General features: G+C 71.7%; 16 protein-coding genes. 8 read left to right on the forward strand and 8 right to left on the reverse strand.

All coding sequences use genetic code 11. The features are described from left to right. Positions 1-105: 105 nt before the first annotated feature. From KZ829_RS27555 to KZ829_RS27565, 3 genes are read left to right on the forward strand one after another with little or no spacing between them, the layout of a single operon-like run. The gene (locus tag KZ829_RS27555; protein WP_220146820.1) at positions 106-1062 is read left to right on the forward strand and encodes an AraC family transcriptional regulator; all 957 of its coding nucleotides are present in this window, start codon (positions 106-108) and stop codon (positions 1060-1062) included. Positions 1063-1080: 18 nt separating this feature from the next. After that, a complete protein-coding gene (locus tag KZ829_RS27560; RefSeq protein ID WP_220146821.1) occupies positions 1081-2541 on the forward strand; it encodes a flavin-containing monooxygenase in 1461 nt (486 codons plus the stop codon). Beyond that, positions 2538-3680, forward strand: a complete 1143-nt coding sequence (locus KZ829_RS27565; RefSeq protein ID WP_220146822.1) for a zinc-binding dehydrogenase — start codon at positions 2538-2540, stop codon at positions 3678-3680. The genes KZ829_RS27560 and KZ829_RS27565 overlap by 4 nt, the downstream gene beginning before the upstream one ends. 600 nt (positions 3681-4280) lie before the next feature. On the opposite strand, the gene KZ829_RS27570 is transcribed toward KZ829_RS27565, so the two are convergent. Genes KZ829_RS27570 through KZ829_RS27580 form a run of 3 tightly spaced genes read right to left on the reverse strand, consistent with a single transcriptional unit; the run spans position 4281 to position 5915 of the window. Next, entirely contained in the window at positions 4281-4898 is a 618-nt protein-coding gene (locus KZ829_RS27570) for a hypothetical protein (RefSeq protein ID WP_220146823.1), read from the reverse strand. A gap of 34 nt (positions 4899-4932) precedes the next feature. After that, positions 4933-5292 (reverse strand): hypothetical protein, encoded by a 360-nt coding sequence (locus KZ829_RS27575; protein ID WP_220146824.1) that lies wholly within the window; start codon positions 5290-5292, stop codon positions 4933-4935. Beyond that, positions 5289-5915, reverse strand: coding sequence for a PadR family transcriptional regulator (locus KZ829_RS27580; RefSeq protein WP_220146825.1), 627 nt, complete (start codon positions 5913-5915; stop codon positions 5289-5291). The genes KZ829_RS27575 and KZ829_RS27580 overlap by 4 nt, the downstream gene beginning before the upstream one ends. A 158-nt stretch (positions 5916-6073) precedes the next feature. Here KZ829_RS27580 and fxsT (KZ829_RS27585) point away from each other — a divergent pair, with 158 nt between their 5' ends. From fxsT (KZ829_RS27585) to KZ829_RS27600, 4 genes are all read left to right on the forward strand, one after another. Further along, entirely contained in the window at positions 6074-8806 is a 2733-nt protein-coding gene (gene fxsT / locus KZ829_RS27585) for an FxSxx-COOH system tetratricopeptide repeat protein (protein WP_220146826.1), read from the forward strand. Positions 8807-8998: 192 nt separating this feature from the next. Next, the gene (gene fxsA / locus KZ829_RS27590) at positions 8999-9193 is read left to right on the forward strand and encodes an FxSxx-COOH cyclophane-containing RiPP peptide (protein WP_220146827.1); all 195 of its coding nucleotides are present in this window, start codon (positions 8999-9001) and stop codon (positions 9191-9193) included. A gap of 5 nt (positions 9194-9198) precedes the next feature. Further along, the gene (locus KZ829_RS27595) at positions 9199-10404 is read left to right on the forward strand and encodes an FxsB family cyclophane-forming radical SAM/SPASM peptide maturase (protein WP_308285684.1); all 1206 of its coding nucleotides are present in this window, start codon (positions 9199-9201) and stop codon (positions 10402-10404) included. Continuing rightward, entirely contained in the window at positions 10401-11654 is a 1254-nt protein-coding gene (locus KZ829_RS27600; protein ID WP_220146828.1) for an HEXXH motif domain-containing protein, read from the forward strand. Before KZ829_RS27595 ends, KZ829_RS27600 begins: the two co-directional genes overlap by 4 nt. Before the next feature lie 1628 nt (positions 11655-13282). Here the strand turns inward: KZ829_RS27600 and fxsT (KZ829_RS27605) are convergent. From fxsT (KZ829_RS27605) to KZ829_RS27625, 5 genes are all read right to left on the reverse strand, one after another. Further along, complete coding sequence (fxsT, locus tag KZ829_RS27605) at positions 13283-16174, reverse strand: FxSxx-COOH system tetratricopeptide repeat protein (RefSeq protein WP_308285685.1); 2892 nt, start codon at positions 16172-16174, stop codon at positions 13283-13285. Between the two features lie 135 nt (positions 16175-16309). Next, complete coding sequence (locus KZ829_RS27610) at positions 16310-16798, reverse strand: cupin domain-containing protein (RefSeq protein ID WP_220146830.1); 489 nt, start codon at positions 16796-16798, stop codon at positions 16310-16312. A gap of 10 nt (positions 16799-16808) precedes the next feature. Then, entirely contained in the window at positions 16809-17849 is a 1041-nt protein-coding gene (locus KZ829_RS27615) for an NAD(P)-dependent alcohol dehydrogenase (protein ID WP_220146831.1), read from the reverse strand. A 3-nt stretch (positions 17850-17852) separates the two neighbouring features. After that, on the reverse strand, positions 17853-18320 hold the full coding sequence (locus KZ829_RS27620) for a DUF4334 domain-containing protein (protein ID WP_220146832.1): 468 nt from the start codon (positions 18318-18320) through the stop codon (positions 17853-17855). A gap of 38 nt (positions 18321-18358) precedes the next feature. Continuing rightward, a complete protein-coding gene (locus KZ829_RS27625) occupies positions 18359-19348 on the reverse strand; it encodes a hypothetical protein (protein ID WP_220146833.1) in 990 nt (329 codons plus the stop codon). Between the two features lie 98 nt (positions 19349-19446). Here KZ829_RS27625 and KZ829_RS27630 point away from each other — a divergent pair, with 98 nt between their 5' ends. Continuing rightward, positions 19447-20049 carry a TetR/AcrR family transcriptional regulator gene (locus KZ829_RS27630; RefSeq protein ID WP_220146834.1) on the forward strand — a complete coding sequence of 201 codons (603 nt, stop codon included), beginning with the start codon at positions 19447-19449 and terminating at the stop codon, positions 20047-20049. The last annotated feature ends 13 nt before the right edge of the window (positions 20050-20062 follow it).

Genomic DNA, 20062 nt, shown 5'->3' on the forward strand with positions numbered 1-20062 from the left:
CGGGGGGGGGGTCCGGTGCGTGCTGCCCGGCGCGCGCGCGGGGCGGGGGGGGGGGGGGGGGGGGGGGGGGGGGGGGGGGGGCGCGCCCCCCCCCCCGCGCCGCTGGTGCGCGCCGCCGGACTGGACACCGCGGTCCTCGACCACGACGACGTGCCGATCGCCGACTGGCGGCTGGCCGCCCTCCTGCAACACTCGGCCGAACGGCTGGACTGCCCCGACCTGGGACTGCGGATGGCCGCCCGGCACGACCTCGACACCCTCGGGCCGCTCGCCGCACTGCTGGCCAACTGCCGGACCGGCGCCGACGCCCTGGCCGCCACCGAGCGCTACCTGGCCGTGCACAGCGACGCGCTGAGTGTCGACCGGATCGCCGACCCGGACGGGCGGCCCGGCGTCACCGCGCTGCGCTACCGGCAGACCCGGGCCGGACTGCGGCCGGTGCAGGCCACCGACGCCGGGATCGGGTTCCTGCACCGGGCGATGCGGCGGCTGTTCGGCGGCGACTACGGGCTGATCGACGTCCGGCTGGACTACCGGCCGACCGCGGACCCGGGCGCTTACCTGCGGTTCTTCGGGGCGCCGGTCCGGTTCGGAGCGCCCGAGTCACTGCTGCGGGTGCCCGACGAGCTGCTCACCCGGCCGGTCGCCGGCGCCCGCGAGGAGCTGCGCGACCGGGCCGAGTCCTACCTGCGGATCATCCTGCCCGGGGCGGACGACATGATCGGCCGGATCCGGGCGGTGGTGGGGGAGTCACTGGACTTCGGCCCCGTACCCATCGAGGTCCTGTCGAACCGTCTCGCCCTGCACCCCCGGACGCTGCAGCGACGCCTCGCCCAGCTCGGGACCACGTATGCCGGGATCGTCGACGACGTGCGGCGTGACCGGGCCCGGCTCTACCTGACCGGGACGCGCCTGCCGTTCCACCACGTGTCGGCCCGGCTCGGATTCGCCGAGCAGGCCACCTTCAGCCGGGCCTGCCACCGCTGGTGGGGCGTGCCACCACGCCGGGTCCGCGCACCCGGGAGCCGTATTGTCGGGCTGAGTCAAGTTTCCGGCGGGTAACGGGAGCACGATCACGGCATGACGGACTCGCACGTCGACGTGCTCATCATCGGGGCCGGGATCTCCGGGATCGACATGGCCCACCGGATCAGCGAGCGGTGCCCGGAGCTGACCTACACCATCGCCGAGGGCCGGGACCGGCTCGGCGGCACCTGGGACCTGTTCCGCTATCCGGGCGTGCGGTCCGACTCCGACGTCTACACGCTGTCCTTCCCGTTCCGGCCGTGGACCGGCGAGAAGTCCATCGTCGAGGGTGGTGACCTGCTCGCCTATGTCGAGGAGACGGCGCGGGAGACCGGGGTCGACAAGCACATCGAGTACGGCACCCGGATCGTCGCCGCCGACTGGGACAGCGCCGCCGCCCGCTGGCGGGTGACGGCCTCCCGGGGCGGTGAGCGGTTCGGCTACGTGGTGCGGTTCGTGGCCTTCTGCACCGGCTACTACGACTACGAGGACCCGTACGACCCGGGGTTCACCGGCGACTTCGCGGGCCGGGTCGTGCACCCGCAGTTCTGGCCCCCGGATCTCGACCACACCGGCAGGCGGGTCGTCGTCATCGGCTCCGGCGCGACCGCGGTCACCGTGGTCCCGGCGATGGCCCGCGACGCCGCGCACGTCACGATGCTGCAGCGCACGCCCACCTACGTGCTGGCCCAGCCGAGCATCGACGTCGTCGGGCGGGGGCTCGCCAAGGTGCTGCCGGCCGGCGCCGCGCACCGGATCACCCGCGCCAAGAACACCGTCATGCAGTGGGCGCTGTTCCAGGCCTGCCGCCGCTGGCCGGACCGGATGCGGGCGCTGCTGCGCAAGGGGGCGGTGGCGCAGGTCGGCTCGGCGGACATCGTGGACACCCACTTCCGGCCGCCCTACGACCCGTGGCAGCAGCGGCTGTGCATCGCCCCCGACGGCGACCTGTTCAAGGCCATCCGCTCCGGCGACGCGTCGGTGGTCACCGGGCGGATCGACCGGTTCGTGCCGTCGGGTGTCCGCCTGGAGGACGGCTCGGTTCTGGAGGCCGACATCATCGTCACCGCCACCGGGCTGCGGCTGCGGCTGCTCGGCGGCATCGCGATCAGCGTCGACGGGGTGCCGGCCGACCTGTCGCAGTCGCACGCCTACCACGGGACACTGCTCAGCGGACTGCCCAACCTGGCCGTCTGCATCGGCTACATCAACCTGTCCTGGACCGTCCGCGCCGACCTGACCGCCCGGTTCGTGGCCCGGTTGCTGCGCAAACTGCTCGACACCGGCGCCGACAGCGTGGTGCCCAGCCCGCCCGCCGACCTCGGGCCGACCGGGCCGTTCATGGACATGCAGTCCGGCTATCTGGCCCGCGCCGCGGATCTGATGCCCCGGGTGACCCGCCGCTACCCGTGGGCGTTCCGGCAGAACGTGCTGCTGGACTCGTGGGCAACCAACCGGGCCAAACTCGACGAGGGCCTGGTCTTCGGCCGGGTACGCGCGGAGGTGGACGCGTGAGAGCGGTGATCCTGCACGACGGGAAGCTGTCGGTCGGTGAGGTGCCCCTGCCGGAACCGGGGCACGGCCAGATTCGGCTGAAGGTCACCCGTACCGGGATCTGTGGTTCTGATCTTCATGTCCGTCTCGACGCCGAGCCCAGCGCCGATGTGGCCGCCGAGGTGGGCTATCCCGACTTCGTCCGCCGATCACACCACGTGGTCATGGGACACGAGTTCACCGGAATCGTCGACGCCTACGGTCCCGGCTGCCGCCGTCGCTGGAAACCCGGCCAGGCCGTCGTCTCCCTCCCGCTGATAAAGCACGGCGACGACGTTCACATGACCGGCATGTCCGAGCACGCGCCCGGTGGCTATGCCGAATACCTGCTGGTCTCCGAGGCCGCCACCATGCCGGTCCCGAACGGTCTCGACCCCGATCTGGCCGCCCTCACCGAACCGCTCGCCGTCGCCTACCACGCGGTCCGCCGTGGGGACGTGGCCAAGGACGACACCGCCGTGGTGATCGGGTGCGGGCCGATCGGCCTCGCCGTGATCCTCATGCTCAAGGCCTCCGGAGTCCGCCGGGTCGTCGCCAGCGACCTCTCCGGGCCCCGCCGGGAACTGGCCCGCACCTGCGGCGCCGACGTCGTCGTCGACCCGGCCGTCCAGTCGCCGTGGGACGTGCTCGGTGATGACAAACGGCTGGTCACCGAGGCTACGGCCCTCTACGGGGCGGGGATCGACGCGATGGACGCCCTCCAGCGGATCCCCGGCGTTCCGTGGTGGACGGTGATGCGGGCCGGTCAGCGTTTCGGGGCCGGTCCGCGGGGCGCCGCCGTCTTCGAGTGCGTCGGAGTGCCCGGCGTCATCGAGGACATCGTCACCCACGCGCCGTTCCGCTCCCGCATCGTCGTGGTCGGCGTCTGCATGCGGCCGGACACGTTCCGGCCCACCATGGCCAGCAACAAGGAGGTCGACCTGCGGTTCTCGTTCTGCTACGACCCGGCCGAGTTCCGCGAAACCCTGCACATGGTCGCCCGCCGCCGCATCGACCCGCGCCCCCTGATCACGGGAGTGGTCGGTCTGGACGGTGTCCCCGAAGCGTTCGATCTCCTCGCCAAAGCCGACAAACACGCCAAAATTCTGGTAAAGCCCTAATTCTTGTACAAAAGAGCCGCGACCGGCTGCCACTCCATCCTTTGCCGCGGTGGCTGAGATCGGTGCTTACCCGGGCCCGGCCAGACGTCCCCTCGCCCACCGGTCGCCCGCTTCCGGGTTGCCTGCCCTCCGGCTTTCTGCGGCCGGTGGCGCTCGGTGGGTGGTCGTCGTTGTGCTTGCCGGGTATCGGGCCTGCCCGCTCCCGGCCGTAGCGCCCGTCACGGTTACCGGGGGGCGGTGACGAGCGTGGTGCGCGCTCACCCCGGAAAGCGCCTCGGCGGTCGATGATCGCCCATGATCTGTTTCCCCTGGAAGACCTTGGGCCATCGGATGCATCGGAGAGTCTCTTGCCGGTGGACGCGTCGACCAGAGCGATCTTGAACGATTTGCCACCGTTTCGGGTGGCCAATCGTTCAAGATCGCATAACGTCGCCATGCAAAGGGGGCGAAACGGGCGCTCGCTTCCGGCGAAAGCCCCACTTCCACCTAGCGCGGCGGACGTCGGCCCTCATGCGGTGATTCGCCCGACCTCCCCCTTGCCGTCCTGGGCATCCTCTGACGGCGGCCACGCGGTGCGCACGGGTATTCGACGTCGGCGCATCATTCCGCACGGACAACGGCCACAGCCAGCGCCGCGACGGCGAGGGCCGAGACTAGGCCGATCGTCCATCGCAACATCGAATGCCGGACGTAGAAGTCCTTGGCCCGCTTCCGGAAATGCACGTGGGCGGCGATCATCAGCAGCAGGGCCCCTGCCGGAGCGCCCCACCGGGCGCCGGTGATGAAGCCGCTCCCGCCGGGCCCGTCGACGGTTGCGAAGAGGCCGCTGCCACGCAGCGGCAGGAGATTCCAGGCGGCGAGCGCCAGCGTCGCGGCCACCGCGCCGATCGTGCGGGCCCATCGTCGTGCGAGCCGGTCACGGGTCAGGGCCAGCGCGAGGACCGAGGCCGCGGTGAGGACGAAGAGCAGCCATCCGGCCGCTGCCATGCCGCGCGGGTTCCCGGCGGTGGCTGATCGGGCCAGACTGACGTAGGCATCCGACAACACGGAGAGCGCGACGGGGAAGGCGGCGAAGTACACGACGATGACGACCGTGAACAGGACCAGGACGACGCCGAGACCCCCGAGGCAGCCGAGGAAGCCGGTGAACGTGCCGTCCTTGCGCTGCGGAGGGACCTCGACGCCCGGGGCCGCCGCATCGGGTTGATCGGGGGTCATCGCTTGATCCTAGGACGGGTGCGCTGCTCAGCCGTCAGGTGCCGAGGTGGGACTCGATTTTTCGAGCCAGGCCGGCGACTCCCTCGTGGACCGTCCGGCGGTAGCCGATGAACAGGCGGTTCGCCAGGGGAACCGCCCAGGCGGAGCGCCGGGCGATGTTGTAGACGCGGTAGGTCACGGTCGTCCCGTCCGCGGACGGGACGGCGCTGATCTCCCCGCGGTACCACCAGTGGCCCTGGAAGCCGACGACCCCGGGCCGATGGTCGACGTCCACGTAGGAGCGGGCCTCCTCGCCGCCGAGGAACGCGTCCAGCACCCAGCCGTCGTCGATGAGCGCCCGTACCCGCTCGACCCGTGCGCTCACCGGCGCCGAGGCCTCGAACAGAAGCTTCACGACGCCCGTACCCGGGTGTTGCGGTGTGATGATCCGTCCTCCTCCAGGAGTGGCGTTACGTCGGCCAGTTCGGCCATGTCGGCGGGCCAGGTGAGCCGGCCGGTTTCGATGTCCGCGGCGACCGCGGACACCCAGTCGCGTTCCGCGGTCAGCCTGCTCACCTCGTACTCCGTCTCGATCAGCAGGATGCGCGGCAGGTCCGGCACGGCACGGGCGGCGGCCAGGCGGCGCTCCAGCCCGGCCTGGCGCTCGCGCAGCAGACCGGCCACCGTCTCCGGTGACAGGCAGCCGGCGAAGCTCAGGGCCGCGGTGAGCAGCGACGCATCCGGATCCGGCTCACGCAGCAGCACCCCGATCCGCTCCCGCAGGCGTGCCCGCCCCTGATCGGTGAGCGCGTAGACGGTCCGCTCCGGCCGCCCGGCCTCGCGCACCACGTCGCTGACCCGGATCTCGCCGCCGCCGACCAGCCGATTCACCGCGTGATAGAGGCTGCGCGGTAACCCGGTGACGAACGTCTTGTGGGTTCTTTCGATCAGAAGATGCATTTCGTACGCGTGCCGCGGCCCCGTCATCAGCAGGGCGAGCACCGTCAGCGATGCCAGATCCCGATCAGCCTTACGCACACCCCACCTCCTTATGGCAGTTTGCAGTATTGCAGATCGCCATAGGGGTTCGGTTGCCGGGTTGTTGACAGGCGACCAGGCATGACATTCTTGGTGGTCTCACAGCTGAACCGGCGTGCCATCTCCACAGCCATGCGACGTGCCTCGGAGCGTGCGGAGTGCCCATCGATCTGCCAGGCGTCGACCGAGTGCCGGAAGGCAATCACCGTAGGCTCCTGATCCGGCTGCACCGGCTGTACAACGTGGCGGGCAGGCCCGCCACCCGGGCGATCAGCCAGATGACCCGCAAGAACCCGCGCCTGGAGCCGGTGTCGCACGAGACCGTGAGCGCACTGTTCCGCGGCGACCCGCTGCCCGCGTGGAGCAAGATCCGGTCGATCATCATCGTGCTGTGCCGGGCGGCGGATCAGCCGGTCGATGTGGACGAGGAACTGTCCGTCGGTGTCGAACTGTGCTCATCGGCCTCCCGGAACCCGGCGCCCCGGCCGGAACCCGAGCCCGAGCCGGAACCGGAACCTCACCCGTGGGTGGAGATCCGGCCGCCCGAGCCGGTGGCCGAGGTCATCGTGCACGGCCGGCTTCCCGAACGGGACCCGTTCTTCACCGGCCGGGAACCACAACTCGACCTGATCCACGAGCACCTGACCCGGGATCCGCACGTGCCGGTGGTGGTCCACGGCCCGCTCGGCGTCGGCAAGACGCAGCTGATCGCGGAGTACGCCCGGCTGTACTCCCCGGAGTACCCGATCGTCTGGTGGGTGGACGCACGTGATCTCGACCGGGCCACCACCTCGCTGGTCGAGCTGGCGAAACGGCTGGGCATCACGCCGTCGCCGGACCGGCGGCAGACCCTCGACCGGCTGTTCGCCGCGTTCGGCCGGGCCCGCACCTACCTGCTGATCTTCGACGGCCTGCGCGGCAGCGACATCCGGGCCCTGATCCGCACCATCAGTGGCAGCGTCATCGTGACGACCCGGGACGCGACGTGGGCGCGCGACAGCGCCTACCGCGACGTCGAGGTGCCCGACTTCGACCCCGGCGAGGTCGCCCAGTACCTGCGCAAACGTGGACGGGACGCGGCCGCGGCCGATGCGTTCGGGCGCATGCCGCTGGCGCTCGCCGAGTTCTGCCGGCATCCGTCCACACTGTCGATCGGCCAACCGGTGCTGGCCGAGGTGCGGTCGGCGCTGGCCCGGCTCGGCCGCGATCCGGGGACGGTGCGGCTGCTCACGCTGCTGGCCGGGTTCGGGGCCGGCCCGATTCAGGTGCCGCTGCTGGCGACGGCCGCCCGCCGGGAGGTGCCGGCCGAGCTGCGGGCGCTGCTCAAGGACCAGATCGCGCTGCGCCGCCGGCTGGCCGAGCTGGTGCAGGCGGGGCTGGCCCGGCGCGGCCCGGAGGACGGCGTCGAGATCCCGGCGCTGATCCGCCTCGCGGTGCGCGACCTGCTGCCCGACGCGGCCGGGGAGCGCAACCGCGACCACGTGCGGGAGATCCTGGTGGCGGCCGACCCGGGGCATCCGGAGGACCGGCGGACCTGGCCGACCCACCGGGCCATCGCGGCGCACGTCGGGCCGGCCGAGCTGGTCGACTGGCACCATCCGGCTGCGTACCGGACGGTGCGGCACCAGATCCGGTTCCGGTTCCTGGACGACGACATCGCCGGGGCACGGCGGCTCGGCGAGCGGGTGGAGACGGCCCTGGCGGCGCGGTCCGCCTCGGCCCGGACCGACGAGGCGGTGCTCCAGATCCGGCGGTACCACGCAAACGCGCTGCGGGCGGCCGGGCGGTACACCGAGGCGGAGGCCCTGACCGCGGAGATGACGGCCCGGCTGGCGGCCGACCCGGCGTACACGGATCATCCGGTGGCGCTGGACCTGGCCCGGGGGCGGGGGCACGATCTGCGGATCGCGGGCCACTACCAGCGGGCGTTCGAGCTGGACGAGGAGACCCTGCGCGGGCATCTGCGGTTCTTCCCGGAGGACGACTACCGCACCTCGGCCAGCCGGTACAACCGGGGCGTGAGCCTGCGGCTGCTGGGCCGGTTCGGCGACGCGTACGCCGACGACGAGGACGCCTATGTGCGGTTGCAGGCGCGCATCGGCGTACCGGATGGGGCTTTTCATCGTCTTTTGAATGCCATCGCCGAGGACCTGTACGGGCTCGGCCGCTACCGGGAGATCGGGCGGCGGCTGACCGGGGTGCTCACCCACGGCAAGGGCCGGGAGCTGCTGCGGGCCCGCCGGATGAGCGGGGTGGCGGCGCGGCGGCTCGGTGACCCGGGCGGCGCGGCCGAAGAACTGGCCGCCTGCCATCAGGCCTGCCTGGTGCGGGTCGGGGTGGCCCGCGAGCTGACCCTCGCGGTGGCGATGAGCTGGAGCGGGGCGCTGCGCGAGTTCGGGCGGCTGCGCGAGGCGCTGGACGTCGCGGAACGCGCCGAGCAGCAGTACGAGCAGGCGCTCGGCGCCGACAATCCGCTGGCCCAGGTCGCCCGGGTCAACGTGGTGGCGACCCTGCTGGCGATGGGCCGCGCCGAGCCCGCCCGGCAGATCGGATCCGAGGCGTACGTGGCGTTGCGCGGCCGTCTCGGCGCCGAGCACCCGTTCACGGTCGCGGCCGTGACGAACCTGGCGTCGGCGATGTCGCTGGAGGATCCGGCGTCGGCGCTGGGCATCTCCGAGGAGGCCTACCGCAGCGCCCGCGAGGTCTACGGCGAGTCGCACCCGGACACACTGCTGGCAGCCGCCAACTTCGCCGCCGACGGCGGGGCTTCTCCGTCGCTGGACGCCGTGCTCGGCGGTCTGCGCCGCAGCCTGGGTGCGGGCCATCCGGCCGTCCTGGATGTGGCGCGAGGTGTCCGCGCGATCGCCCACATCGAACCGCCGTCAGCCTGAATCAGGCTGTCAACTCTTGTCAGAACTCGTCCGACATCCGATCCGGCGGAGGCCTTGAACCGTAGCCTGGGACGGTCGCCCTCGTTTCCCCGTGGGGGCGACACAAACCGCGAATTACCAGGTCAACCACATATTGACAGGGTTTGACAGGGCCTTCCGGCGCCGGAGCCGGGAGCGCCGGAGGAGGTCACCATGAATGCTGCATCGGCGGAGGCGCCCAGCGAGGATCGGTGGATCCCGCTAGCCGATGTTTCCGACCTCCCGATCGAGTCGCTGGCGGCCGGGACCTCCGGAGTGCTCGGCCGGTCACTGCGGCAGGTGCTCGACGGTCTCGCCGACACCGACGGCGTGATCAGCGCGTTCGGTTCGTTCGTCGCCGAGGACTGACGGCCGTGGCCCCGGCGCCGCACGCCGCGGCTCCCTGGCCGTACGCCGAATTGGACGTGGCCGCCGTGCGCGCGGCAGGGCACCGGCCGGTCCCGTTCCGCGAGATGGTCCTGAAAGTCCATCAAAGGTGCAACCTGGCGTGTTCGTACTGCTACGTCTACGAGCACCCGGACCAGACGTGGCGTGAGCGGCCGCGGACGATGCCCGACGAGGTGCGCGACGCGGCGCTGACACGCTTCGCCGCGCACGCCCGGCAGCACGGACTCACCCGGGTGCGGGTGGTGCTGCATGGCGGAGAGCCTCTTTTGTACGGGCGGGACCGTCTCGCCGAACTCGCACGGTCGGCGCGCGCGGTGTTCCCGGACGGCTGCCGGGTCGACATCGGCATGCAGACCAACGGCGTCCTGCTCGACGAGCGGCACGTCGCCATGCTGCTGGAGAACGGCATCCAGGCCGGCGTCAGCGTCGACGGGGTGGCCGCCGACCACGACCGGCACCGGCGGACACCCAACGGCCGGGGCAGCTTCGCCGCCGTCGAACGCGCCCTCACCCTGCTCCAGAAACCCGACAACCGGCCCGCGTACGCCGGACTGCTCTGCACCGTGGCGGCCGAAACCAACCCGCTGGCCTGCTACGAGCAGCTACGGGCGTTCGACCCGCCGGCCATCGACCTGCTGCTGCCGCACGCCAACTGGGAGTCCCCGCCGCCGCCGGTCGAGGGGCGCGCCACACCGTACGCCGACTGGCTGATCGCCGTCTTCGACCGCTGGTACGCCGAGGAGGCGCCGCCCCGGATCCGGATCTTCGAGGACGCGATCAACCTGGTCCTCGGCGGGGCCGGCCGTGGCGAGCAGCTCGGCCTCAGCCCGTCCGGCGTGGTCGTGGTCGAGTCGGACGGCGCGATCGAGCAGGTCGACGCGCTGAAGAGCGCCTACGAGGGGGCCTGCTCCACCGGGCTGGACGTGCTGCGCCACGACCTCGACGAGGCGCTCGACCACCCCGGCATCGTGGCCCGGCAGATCGGCCGCGCGGCGCTCGCCGACGACTGCCTGTCCTGCCCGGCCGTCGCCTTCTGCGGCGGCGGCCACTACGCCCACCGCTACCGGCACGGCACCGGATTCCGGTCGCCGTCCGTCTACTGCGCCGACCTGCTGGCCCTCGTCCGCCACGTCTACGACCGTGTCGCCGTTTCCCTCGGGAGAAAACCATGACCGTCGCCGTCCACCGGCTGGCCCCGGACGCCCTCTCCGCGCTGGCGGGCGGGCTCGGCGGCGCCGAGGCGATCCGCGAGCTGCGCCGCACCCAGCTCAGCAAGCATCTGCTGCTCATCCGGTTCCTGCTGGAACAGGCTCCTGACTCTGCTGGAGAGCTTCTGGAGCGCGCCCGGCAGGCCGACCCGGCCGCGTTCCACCGGGTGCTCGGAGACCCGCTCACCGGCGGCTGGGCGGCGATCACCGGCCGGGCCGTGCTCCAGGGCGAGGCGTCGGGCGGGGACCTCGGATATCTGTCGGCGATCGCGGTGGTCGCCGCCGCCCGTGCCGGCGTCGACGGCTCGGTGGCGGTCCCGGTGCACCACGGCCTCGCCGTACTGCCCGGCGTCGGCGCCATCGAGGCCGGGAACGCCGCCACGGTCGAGGTGAGCACGACCGGGGGGCGGCTGTTCCGGCTCAGCGCGGACGGGGTGGTCGAGCTTTCCGCCGGGGACGGCTGGCTGCCGGTGCGTCGGCTCACCGCCGCCACCCGCGGGCAGTCGATCGACCTGGCCCTGGACGACGTGCATCCGTACCGGCACGGGCACCACGTGCCGCCCGCGAACCGGCTGCCCGGCGACGAGGTGCGGCGCTGGCAGGAAACCTTCACCGGCGCGTGGGCGCTGCTCGCCACCCGCCTGCCGGAACGGGCCGCCGAACTGGCCGCCGGCCTGGAGACGCTGGTCCCGCTGCTGCAGACCGACCCGCGATCGGCCCGCAGCGCCACCATCCGGCACGCCTTCGGCGTCTTCGGCCTGACGCGCCCCGGCACGCCCGCCGACTTCGCGGTCACCCTCGTGCACGAGTTCCAGCACTCCAAGCTGAGCGCGATCCTCGACCTGGTCCAGCTGACCGATCCGGACGACGAGGGGCGGTACTTCGCGCCGTGGCGTACCGACCCGCGGCCGCTGCCCGGCCTGCTCCAAGGCGTCTACGCCTTCGCCGGGGTCGCCGACACCTGGCGGGCGCTGCGCGGCGTGATCCCGGTGGCCGAGGCCCGCTTCGCCGAGACGCGGTTGCAGGTGGACCGCGGGCTCACCGCCGTCGAGGGGTCCGGGTCGCTGACCGCCGACGGTCTGCGCTTCGCGGGCGAACTGCGCCGAACCGCCGACCGGCTGCTGGCCGAACCGGTCCCGGACGGCGTGGCCCGGGAGGCGCGCGACACGCTCGCCCGGATCCACGGCGCCTGGCAGGACCGCAACGGCCGCTAGAGAACCCTTCCGGTCGCGGTCCGCGTGTCGCTTCCGCATCTTTTCCCTGTACGCGTGTCGTCGTCCCGTTCCTATTCGCCCTGTTCCGCCCGCCCGGCCCTTCTCGCTGCCCGCTCCAGCCTGTGCCGCCCCCGCCGGGCGTAGATCGGTTGGACACTCCCGCAGGTGCTGCCGTTCCCTCTGGGCGGGTGGTTGCGGTTTGTGCTCGCCAGGCACCGGGGCGCTGTTCCCGGCCGTCACGCCGGTCACCCTGGGCGGGTGGTCCCGGTTTGCTCGCCAGGCACCGAGGCTGCCCGCTCGTGGCCGTTGCGCCGGTCGTCCGGGGTGGGTGGTCGCGGTTTTGCTTCCCAGGCACGGGGGGTGCCCGCTCGTGGCCGTTGCGCCGGTCGTCCGGGGTGGGTGGGCGCGCTTTCGCGAGGGTGGGCGCGCACGGTGGCGGTGTCGTGGTCGCCGACGTGGCCTATCGCCGCGACGGCCGCTCACGTGGCGGCGTTTGTGTGCTTTCACCGTCGAAAGCCCGGCCGGCCGGAACTTCGTTTACCGGTTCTTGTGGAGGGCCGAGGGCGCCGGAGAGCCTGTTTCTCGGTTGTGGGTGGCCGCGATGTCGAGTCGCGCATTCGGATGGCTGTGGCGTCACGCCGGCTCACCGGCGATCTTGGGTGATGGTGGCTGTCGGGCCGATCTTGATTCCTGGTTGTTGTCCGGCGGTCGATCATCGCCCATGATCTATTTCCGCTGGAAGACCTTGGGTGATCGGATACATCCGGATGGCCACCATGGCGCAAGATCGCGCGTTCGGTGACGATCACCCAAGATCCACATCGATACCTGCGGATGACTTGCGCGGCCGACGGTGACCGGCCGAACCTCGCGGCGAAGGCGGGAAACACGCGCACAGGCGACTTGACATCCACCCCCGGCGCCAGCGGAGAAAGAGACTCTCCGGCTACCTCGATCTTCCACAAGAGCTGGTGAACGGGGTTCCTCGCTCACGCGGAGTTCGGGCCGGCCGGCCGGGCTTTCGGCGGTGAACGCACACAAACGCCGCCACGTGGGCGGCCGTCGCGGCGATAGGCCACGTAGGCGACCACGACACCGCCGCCGTGCGCGCCCCCCACCCTTGTGCAAGCGGGACCACCCGCATCGGGCGACGGCCGCAACGGCCGGGTGCGGGCAGCCCCGGTGCCTGGGAAGCAAGACGGCGACCATTCGCGCAGTGTGGCCGGTGCAACGGCAGAGGCAATCGGGTGTCTGGGCGGCAAGACGGCGACCATTCGCGCAGTGTGGCCGGTGCAACGGCAGAGGCAATCGGGTGTCTGGGCGGCAAGACGGCGACCATTCGCGCAGTGTGGCCGGTGCAACGGCAGAGGCAATCGGGTGCCTGGGCGGCGAGACCGCGATCACCCGCGCAGCGTGACCGAAAGCGGGGCCGTGAGCGGCGGCACATGCGGAAGTGACGGTCGGCCCGGCCTGCCTGGGCACCGATCTGCGCCCGGTCGGGGCGGCACAGGCTGGAGCGGGCAGCGAGAGGGGCCGGGCGGGCGGAACGGCCCTGATGGGAACGGGACGAGGACACGCGTACCGGAAAAGGATCGAAACTCGGACCTCGACAAGCCCGGCCGTGCCGATCAGGTGGGCGGCGCCTCGATGTCGCCCTCGAGCCGCTGCCCGGCCGCGGCCGCCGCGACCTCGGGATGGCTGGCGCCCAGCAGGCCGCTCAGCTGATCCAGCGAATCCCGGAAGAGTGCCGCGCCACGCTCCTCGGCGCCGGTGGCCCGCAGATCCAGGGACAGGTTGATGGCCCGCATCAGCACGTACGGATGGTCCTGGCCGCCGCGTGCCGCCGTGCCCTTCGCGTCGGCCTCCCGGCTCAGGCGCAGCATCTCCTCGGACAGTTCCAGCGCCGCTCCGTGCCGGCCGGCCAGCGCGTGGTCGTTGGCCAGGGACGTGCCGGCGCAGATCGTGTACGGATGGTCCGGGCCCAGCTTCACCTGCAACCGCGGGTACGCGTGCTGGTCCAGTGCGAACGCCTCCTCGAACAGCCCGGCGGCCCGCATGATGATCGCCCGGTTCACCTCGGCGGCCAGGGTCAGCGGGTGGTCGTCGCCGAAGTCGTCGCGGTAGCGGTTCAGCGCGTCGTCGGCCAGCTCCGCCGCCTCCGGCAACTCGCCGGCCTGCCGCAGCACGTTGGCCAGGCTCACCGTCGCCGCCACCGAGAACTCGTGGCTGCGGTTGAACGGGGAGTTGAAGCGGTTGGCGGTGCGCTCGTGGTTGGTCCGCATCACCTCGAGCGCCTCGGCGAGCCGGCCCAGTTTCCGCAGGGTGATGGCATGGGTCCGCTCGGACATCAGCACGAAGCCGTGCCGGGCGCCGAGCAGCCGCTCCTGCTCCGGCAGCCACTCCCGCAGCCGCTCCAGGGCGGCGTTGTAGTGGCCGAGACCGTAGAAGTCGCGGGCCACGTTCATGTGCGTGCGGATCACGTTGGCATCGACGATGCCCTGGTCGGCCCAGTGCGAGACGATCTCCTCGTCCAGCTTCAGCGCCTGCGCGAAGTCACCGAACAGCCGGTAGTCGACCGCCAGATTGCCCTTCACCCGCAGCGTGTACGTCTCCTCGTCGCCGAAGACCTCCCGGTGCAGCCGGTAGCTCTCCTCGTCGAACGCCATCGCCTCGCGGTACTGACCGGCGATGCGCATGTCGTGCCCGCGCTGGTTGCCGGTGATCAATGTGTACGGATGCTCGGGTCCCAGCAACGGACTGCCCAGGAACCGGTTGTACGTGTCCAGCAGCAGCTCGGACGCCGTGCTGCTGTCGCCCAGCGCCCGGATCGCGTTGGCGATCTGCGCCCGGGCCAGCAGAGTGGACTGTCCGTCCGGCCCGAGCAGCGGATCGGTCTCGTCCTTCGACCACTCCTCGGAGGCCCGGCTCGCCAGGGCCCGGCTGTTCTCGTAGTCGCCGACGATGTAGAGGTAGCGGGCGTGGTCGAGGACCGTCTGCCGGCCTTCCGGGGTGCCAGAGTGCACCATGTCCGCGGGCGTCAGGTGCGGGCCCATCTCGCTCTGCAGGGCCAGCTCACCGACCTCGTCCGGGTCGCCCGGCTTGGCCACCGCCAGCAGCCGCTGCACGTTGCGCAGAGTCTCCTGGCGCAACTCCGGGTTGAGCGTGTCGCGCAGCACCCGCTGCACCAGCCGGTGAACCTGGAGCCGCGGTGTCCGGTCGCCGGCCGCCATCGCCGACGTGGACCGGCCGACCTGTTTGGCCAGACCGTACTTACGCAGCTCGCGAACCATCCGGCCGGTCGAGATCGAGTCGTTGAGCGCGGCCCGCAGCTCCGCGGTGAGCGCCGCGTTGGCGCCGCGCACCAGCAGCGACTGCCGGACCGGCTCACCACCGAGGAACGCGAACAGGGCGAAGAACTGGGCCGCGGCCCGGTCGTTGTTGTCCAGCTTCTCCAGTGCGACCGACACGAACGCGGCGACGGTCAGCGGATAGTCGGCGGGCTTACCCTCGTTCAGCAGCTCGCTGCGCTCACCCAGCAGCTCGATGTACTCCCCGACCGGCATACCGGTCGCCAGATACCAGGCCGCCGCCTGCTCCAGGGCCAGCGGCAGGTCACCGAGCGCCTCGGCCAGCTCGTCCGCCTCGTCATCCGTGATCGGCGCCAGCGAGCTGGAATCCCGGGTCCGCCGGGTGAGCATCTGCACGCTCTCGTCCCGCCGGAACACGTCGACCTCGATCGGGATGCCGATGTGGCTCCACTCCTCGATCCGGGTCGTCACGATCACGTGGCCGCCGGTCGACGGGAGCAGCGGCGTCAGGTCGGACGGCTCGTCGGCGTTGTCGTAGACCAGCAGCCAGTCCCGGTCGTCGCCACCGGCGGCCAGCCAGTTCAGCACGGTCCGGGCGGTCTCCTGCTGGTCGTCGGCGATCGGCAGGTCGATCCGCTGCGCCAGCTGGGTCAGCGAGGCGAGCACGGTGGACGACTGCTCGGCCGGGATCCACCAGATGAGGTCGTAGCGGTCCAGATTCCTGTGCACGTACTCGATGACCAGCTGAGTCTTGCCGACACCTCCGAGACCCTTGAGCGTCGGCGGGAGAACCGAGGTGGTCGACTCCTTCGACAGCGTGGCGCCCAGCCGCTCCAGCAGCTCCACCCGGCCGGTGAAATTCCTGTTCCGGATCGGGATGTCGCCGACGATCCGCTCCTCCGGCCGGTAGACCCGGGGCCGGGAGGGGCGGCTGCCCGCCGCGAGCGCCCCGAACCGGGCGGACGCGTCACCGGGATGCCAGCGGATCACGGTCTCGGCGAACAGGCGCAGACCGTTCGGCGCGGTGGAGGCCGCCTCCAGGATGGCGGCGAGATCCTCGGCCGCGTCGTCCGAACGGCGAATGCGCAGGGGAGCGGCGAGCATGCCGTTCAGTTCCTCGACGCGTGCGTCCCGCGCGGAGCGATCGGACAGGCCTTGCACTTGAAGAAGGGTCTCGAGGAGCTTTTCACGGGAAAAGGCCAGGTCCGACACGGCTTCTCATTTCCGAAGGCGCGGATGGAGTTCGAACCGAAGGATATCCGAAATGGGTTGCTCACGGGGGCCACGGAAAGCGCCGCATGGTGCCATCTCCGGCAAGCCGGTCCGACCGTACGGCGCTTCCCCGCATCAGCCCTCGTCGATCCAAATGTTGTCGTGCTCCCGGTAGAACGCGACCTTCTCGTCGTCGGTCATCTCGTCCAGATGGGCCAGCCCCTCGAAGTAGCCCTCCCGCGGCGCGCCCGGCGAGAAGTGCAGCAGCATCGACACCGGCACGCCCGACCGGTTCTTGAAGCCGTGCACGCCGCCGATCGGAACATGCACCCAGTCACCCGGCTCCGCCTCGATCCACCGGTCCCCGTTGTAGATGCTCATGACCCCGGACAGGACGTAGAACGACTCGCTGATGGAACGGTGGAAATGCGGATTCGGACCGGTCACCTCGGGCCCGCACTCCCATCGGTAGAGGCCGAAGAGGCCACCCGTGGACTCTCCGGTGGCGAGGTAGTGGATACGTGTGCCGTTCGGGTAGACGAGCTCCGGCTTCGCGTCGGCGGGCCGGTGCAGCGCGCTGTTCTCGCCGGTCTCCCGGTGGTATTTCGGAGGCGGATATGTCATAGATCCATGTCTACCCGAAAGTGAGCACCGGTTTGACCACCTTGCCGGTGGCGGCGTCGTGGGCGGCGGCCTCGATCTCGGTGAACGGGTACTCGGTGACCAGCCGCTCCACCGGCAGACGGCCGAGCCGGTGCAGGTCGATGAGCTGCGGCAGGAAGGTGGCCGGGGCGGCGTCGCCCTCGATCACGCCACGGATCCGGATCCCGTTGTACATCACCGTCATGATGTCGAACTCGGCCTTCCCGCCCAGGCCGACCAGGGCCAGCGTGCCGCGCCGCCGCAGCGCGCCGATGGCCCGGGTGATCACGTCGGGGCGGCCGGTGGTGTCGATCGCGTGGTGCGCTCCGGCCACGTCGGCGTCGGTCGCGCCGAGCGAGAGCGCCAGCTCCAGGCGGGCCGGGTTCGGGTCGACGGCGACGACCGTGCAGCCCAGGGAGACGGCCGCCATCACCGCGCTCAGGCCCACGCCGCCGCAGCCGAAGACGGCCACCGTGTCGCCGGGGGAGGGGCACAGCACATTGAGGACGGTGCCGGCGCCGGTCTGCACACTGCAACCCAGCGGTGCGGCGATCAGCGGGGAGAGCGCGGCGGGAACCCGTACCACATTGGTTTGATATGCCAGGGCGTGTGTCGCGAAGCTGGACTGGCCGAAGAAGTTGCCGAAGACGGCGGAGCCGTCGAGGCTGAGCGGGCTGCTCCCGTCGGCCCGCGTGCCGCGCATGTTGAGATCGCTGCGCAGGCAGTAGGCCGGATGGCCGCCGGTGCACTGGTCGCAGCCGCCGCAGCTGCGGTAACTGAGCGCCACCGTGTCGCCCACCCGGACCGAGCCGACCGCGGCGCCGACCGCCTCGACGACGCCGGCGCCCTCGTGGCCGAAGACCATCGGGGAGATCTTCTCCGGCCAGCGGCCGCGCATCGCCAGGTCGGTGTGGCAGATGCCGGCCGCGGTCATCCGGACCAGCACCTCGTCGTCGCGGGGTGGCTCCAGATCGACGTCACGGATGGTGAAGGCCGCTCCGGCCCGCTCGACGAGGGCCGCCTGGATGCGCACCGGTCACTCCCGTTCGAGGACGAAGTAGTAGTGGCGGCCCTCGTCCAGGACGCCCTTGCCGTTCATCACGCCGAGCAGGGTGTTCTCGCCGGCCTGTTTGAAGTGGTCGAGCACCGGTTGGCCGTCGTAGACCATGGTGGCCGTGGTCTCGCCGCGGAACTCGACCGGCCACAGGCTGGCGCCGCCCTTGGCCCGCTCGACGTCGTCGAAGAGCTCGCCGCCGTCGGTGCGGCAGACCAGCGGCGCCACCTCGGTGAGCGAGTCGAACCGCTTGCCGTGCCAGCGGATCTTCGGCAGGTAGCCCTCGAAGCGGTGGCCGCTGGTGAACTCACTCCCGCGCCAGGCCCCGAGGATGTCCTCGGGGCGCACCGGTGGCAGGGCCGCCCACAGGTCGTCGAGTTCGTCGATGGTGGTCTCGCCGCCGGCCGCGCGGATCTCGGCGAGGCGGAGGCGGGCAGCTTCGGCGTCCATGACCGGCCTTCCTTATTGGCGTCCCGCCAATATAAGACCTATGCGGTGGCCGTGGCGACCTCCCGGGCCGGCTCGGCGGGTGCCTTTGCCTGGCGGCGGCGAGCGCGCATCGCGCCGGCCGCGCAGAGCAGCGCGCCGACGGCGAGCCAGGCGAGCAGGACGACGACCGGCCGGGTGGCGGCGGCGCCGTCGAAGAAGGCGGTCGAGCGCAGCAGCGATCCGCCGGCGCCGGGCGGCAGCAGCTGGCCGAGCGCGCCGGACCAGCCGGGCAGCATCTGCGGGGCGGTCGCGGCGCCGGACAGCGGGTTGCCGATCAGCATCATGGTCGCCGCCCCGATGCCGACACCGGCCATCCCGAGCAGGGACTCCAGACCGAGCACGGTGAGCGCGGTGGCCGCGACGGCGAGCCCGATCGCCCCGGCGTTGGCGAGGTAGCCGCCGCCCAGCGAGCCCAGCCAGAACTGGAGGATCGCGGCCATCGCCAGGCCGCCGGTCACCGCGAACGCGAGGGCGCCGGCCACCCGCCGGCCGGTGCCGCGGACCCGGGCGGTGAGCAGGACGGCGGCCAGGATGCCGCCCAGTACCAGCGGCAGGGCGCCGGCGGCCAGGCCGGCGCCGCGCGGGTCGTCGGTGGGCAGGGCGGCCAGGTCGCGTACGGCGGTGGTGGGCGCCTGGCCCTCATGGGCGAGCGCCGTGCCGAGGGCCTGGAGGGTCTGGGCGACCGCGGTGCCGGCGGCCGAGGCGGTGATCACCTGGGGCGTGCCGGAGGTGAGGTCGATCGCGCCGTACGCCTCCCGGTCCCTGATCAGCCGCTCGGCGGCGGCCGTGTCGGTGACGGCGGTGACGTCGAACGCTCCCGGCAGACGCTGCTCCAGCGCGCCGGTGACCTGCGCGACGGCGGGGGCCGGACCGGCGACGGCGATCGGCACGTCGTGGACCGAGGACCGGACCGCCGGCCAGGCGAAGGCGGTGAGCAGCACGCTGATGATGACCGTGAGCAGCCCGACCGTGGCGGTGACCTGCTTCATGACGGCTCCTTCGTTAAAGTGAACGGTTGTTCGTTTTAAACGATGGGCCGAGTGCCGGGTGTTTGTCAAGAACGGTCGTTCGTTTTAGCGTGGGACGCATGCCACGCGTCACCGACGAACACCGGGCCGGCCGCCGCGCCGAGATCCTCGCCGCGGCCGCCCGGGTCTTCGCCGTCAAGGGGTTCCACGGCGCCTCGATGGCCGACCTGATCACCGAGTCCGGGCTCTCCGCCGGCGCCGTCTACAGCTATTTCCGCAGCAAGGAGGAGCTGATCGCGGCGGTCGCCGACCTCGCCCACGCCACCGCCGACGACGTCTTCGGCGCGCTGCTCGCCGACGGGGCCGTGCCGTCCCCGGCCGACGCGGTGGCCACGATGATCACGGCGATCCACGAGCGGCTCGTCGACGGGCCGCTGCCGAGCGTGGACATCACCCGGCTCGGCGTGCAGGTGTGGGCCGAGGCACTGCGCAACCCCGAGGTGTACGACCGGGCCCAGTGGGTGGTGCTGCGGCTGCGCGGGCACTGCGCCGAGGTGGCCCGCCGCTGGCAGGCCGCCGGCAACCTGCCGGCCGGCACCGATCCGGACCAGATCGGCGCGGCGATGCTCAGCCTCCTTCAGGGGTACGTGCTCCAGCGCCTGCTGGTCCCCCTGACCGACCCGTCCGGCTACGTCTCCGGCGTGCGGGCGCTGCTGGCGTGAAACCCCCGCGGGG

It is taken from the genome of Actinoplanes hulinensis (genome assembly GCF_019429605.1).
GTDB classification, from domain to species: domain Bacteria; phylum Actinomycetota; class Actinomycetes; order Mycobacteriales; family Micromonosporaceae; genus Actinoplanes; species Actinoplanes campanulatus.

Coding starts and splice junctions, on each gene's coding strand:
- KZ829_RS27625 (WP_220146833.1), bottom strand. CDS start 19,348: ATGAAGCAGGTCACCGCCACGGTCGGGCTGCTCACGGTCATCATCAGC.
- KZ829_RS27630 (WP_220146834.1), top strand. CDS start 19,447: ATGCCACGCGTCACCGACGAACACCGGGCCGGCCGCCGCGCCGAGATC.
- KZ829_RS27610 (WP_220146830.1), bottom strand. CDS start 16,798: ATGACATATCCGCCTCCGAAATACCACCGGGAGACCGGCGAGAACAGC.
- KZ829_RS27620 (WP_220146832.1), bottom strand. CDS start 18,320: ATGGACGCCGAAGCTGCCCGCCTCCGCCTCGCCGAGATCCGCGCGGCC.
- fxsA (WP_220146827.1), top strand. CDS start 8,999: ATGAATGCTGCATCGGCGGAGGCGCCCAGCGAGGATCGGTGGATCCCG.
- KZ829_RS27560 (WP_220146821.1), top strand. CDS start 1,081: ATGACGGACTCGCACGTCGACGTGCTCATCATCGGGGCCGGGATCTCC.
- KZ829_RS27600 (WP_220146828.1), top strand. CDS start 10,401: ATGACCGTCGCCGTCCACCGGCTGGCCCCGGACGCCCTCTCCGCGCTG.
- KZ829_RS27570 (WP_220146823.1), bottom strand. CDS start 4,898: ATGACCCCCGATCAACCCGATGCGGCGGCCCCGGGCGTCGAGGTCCCT.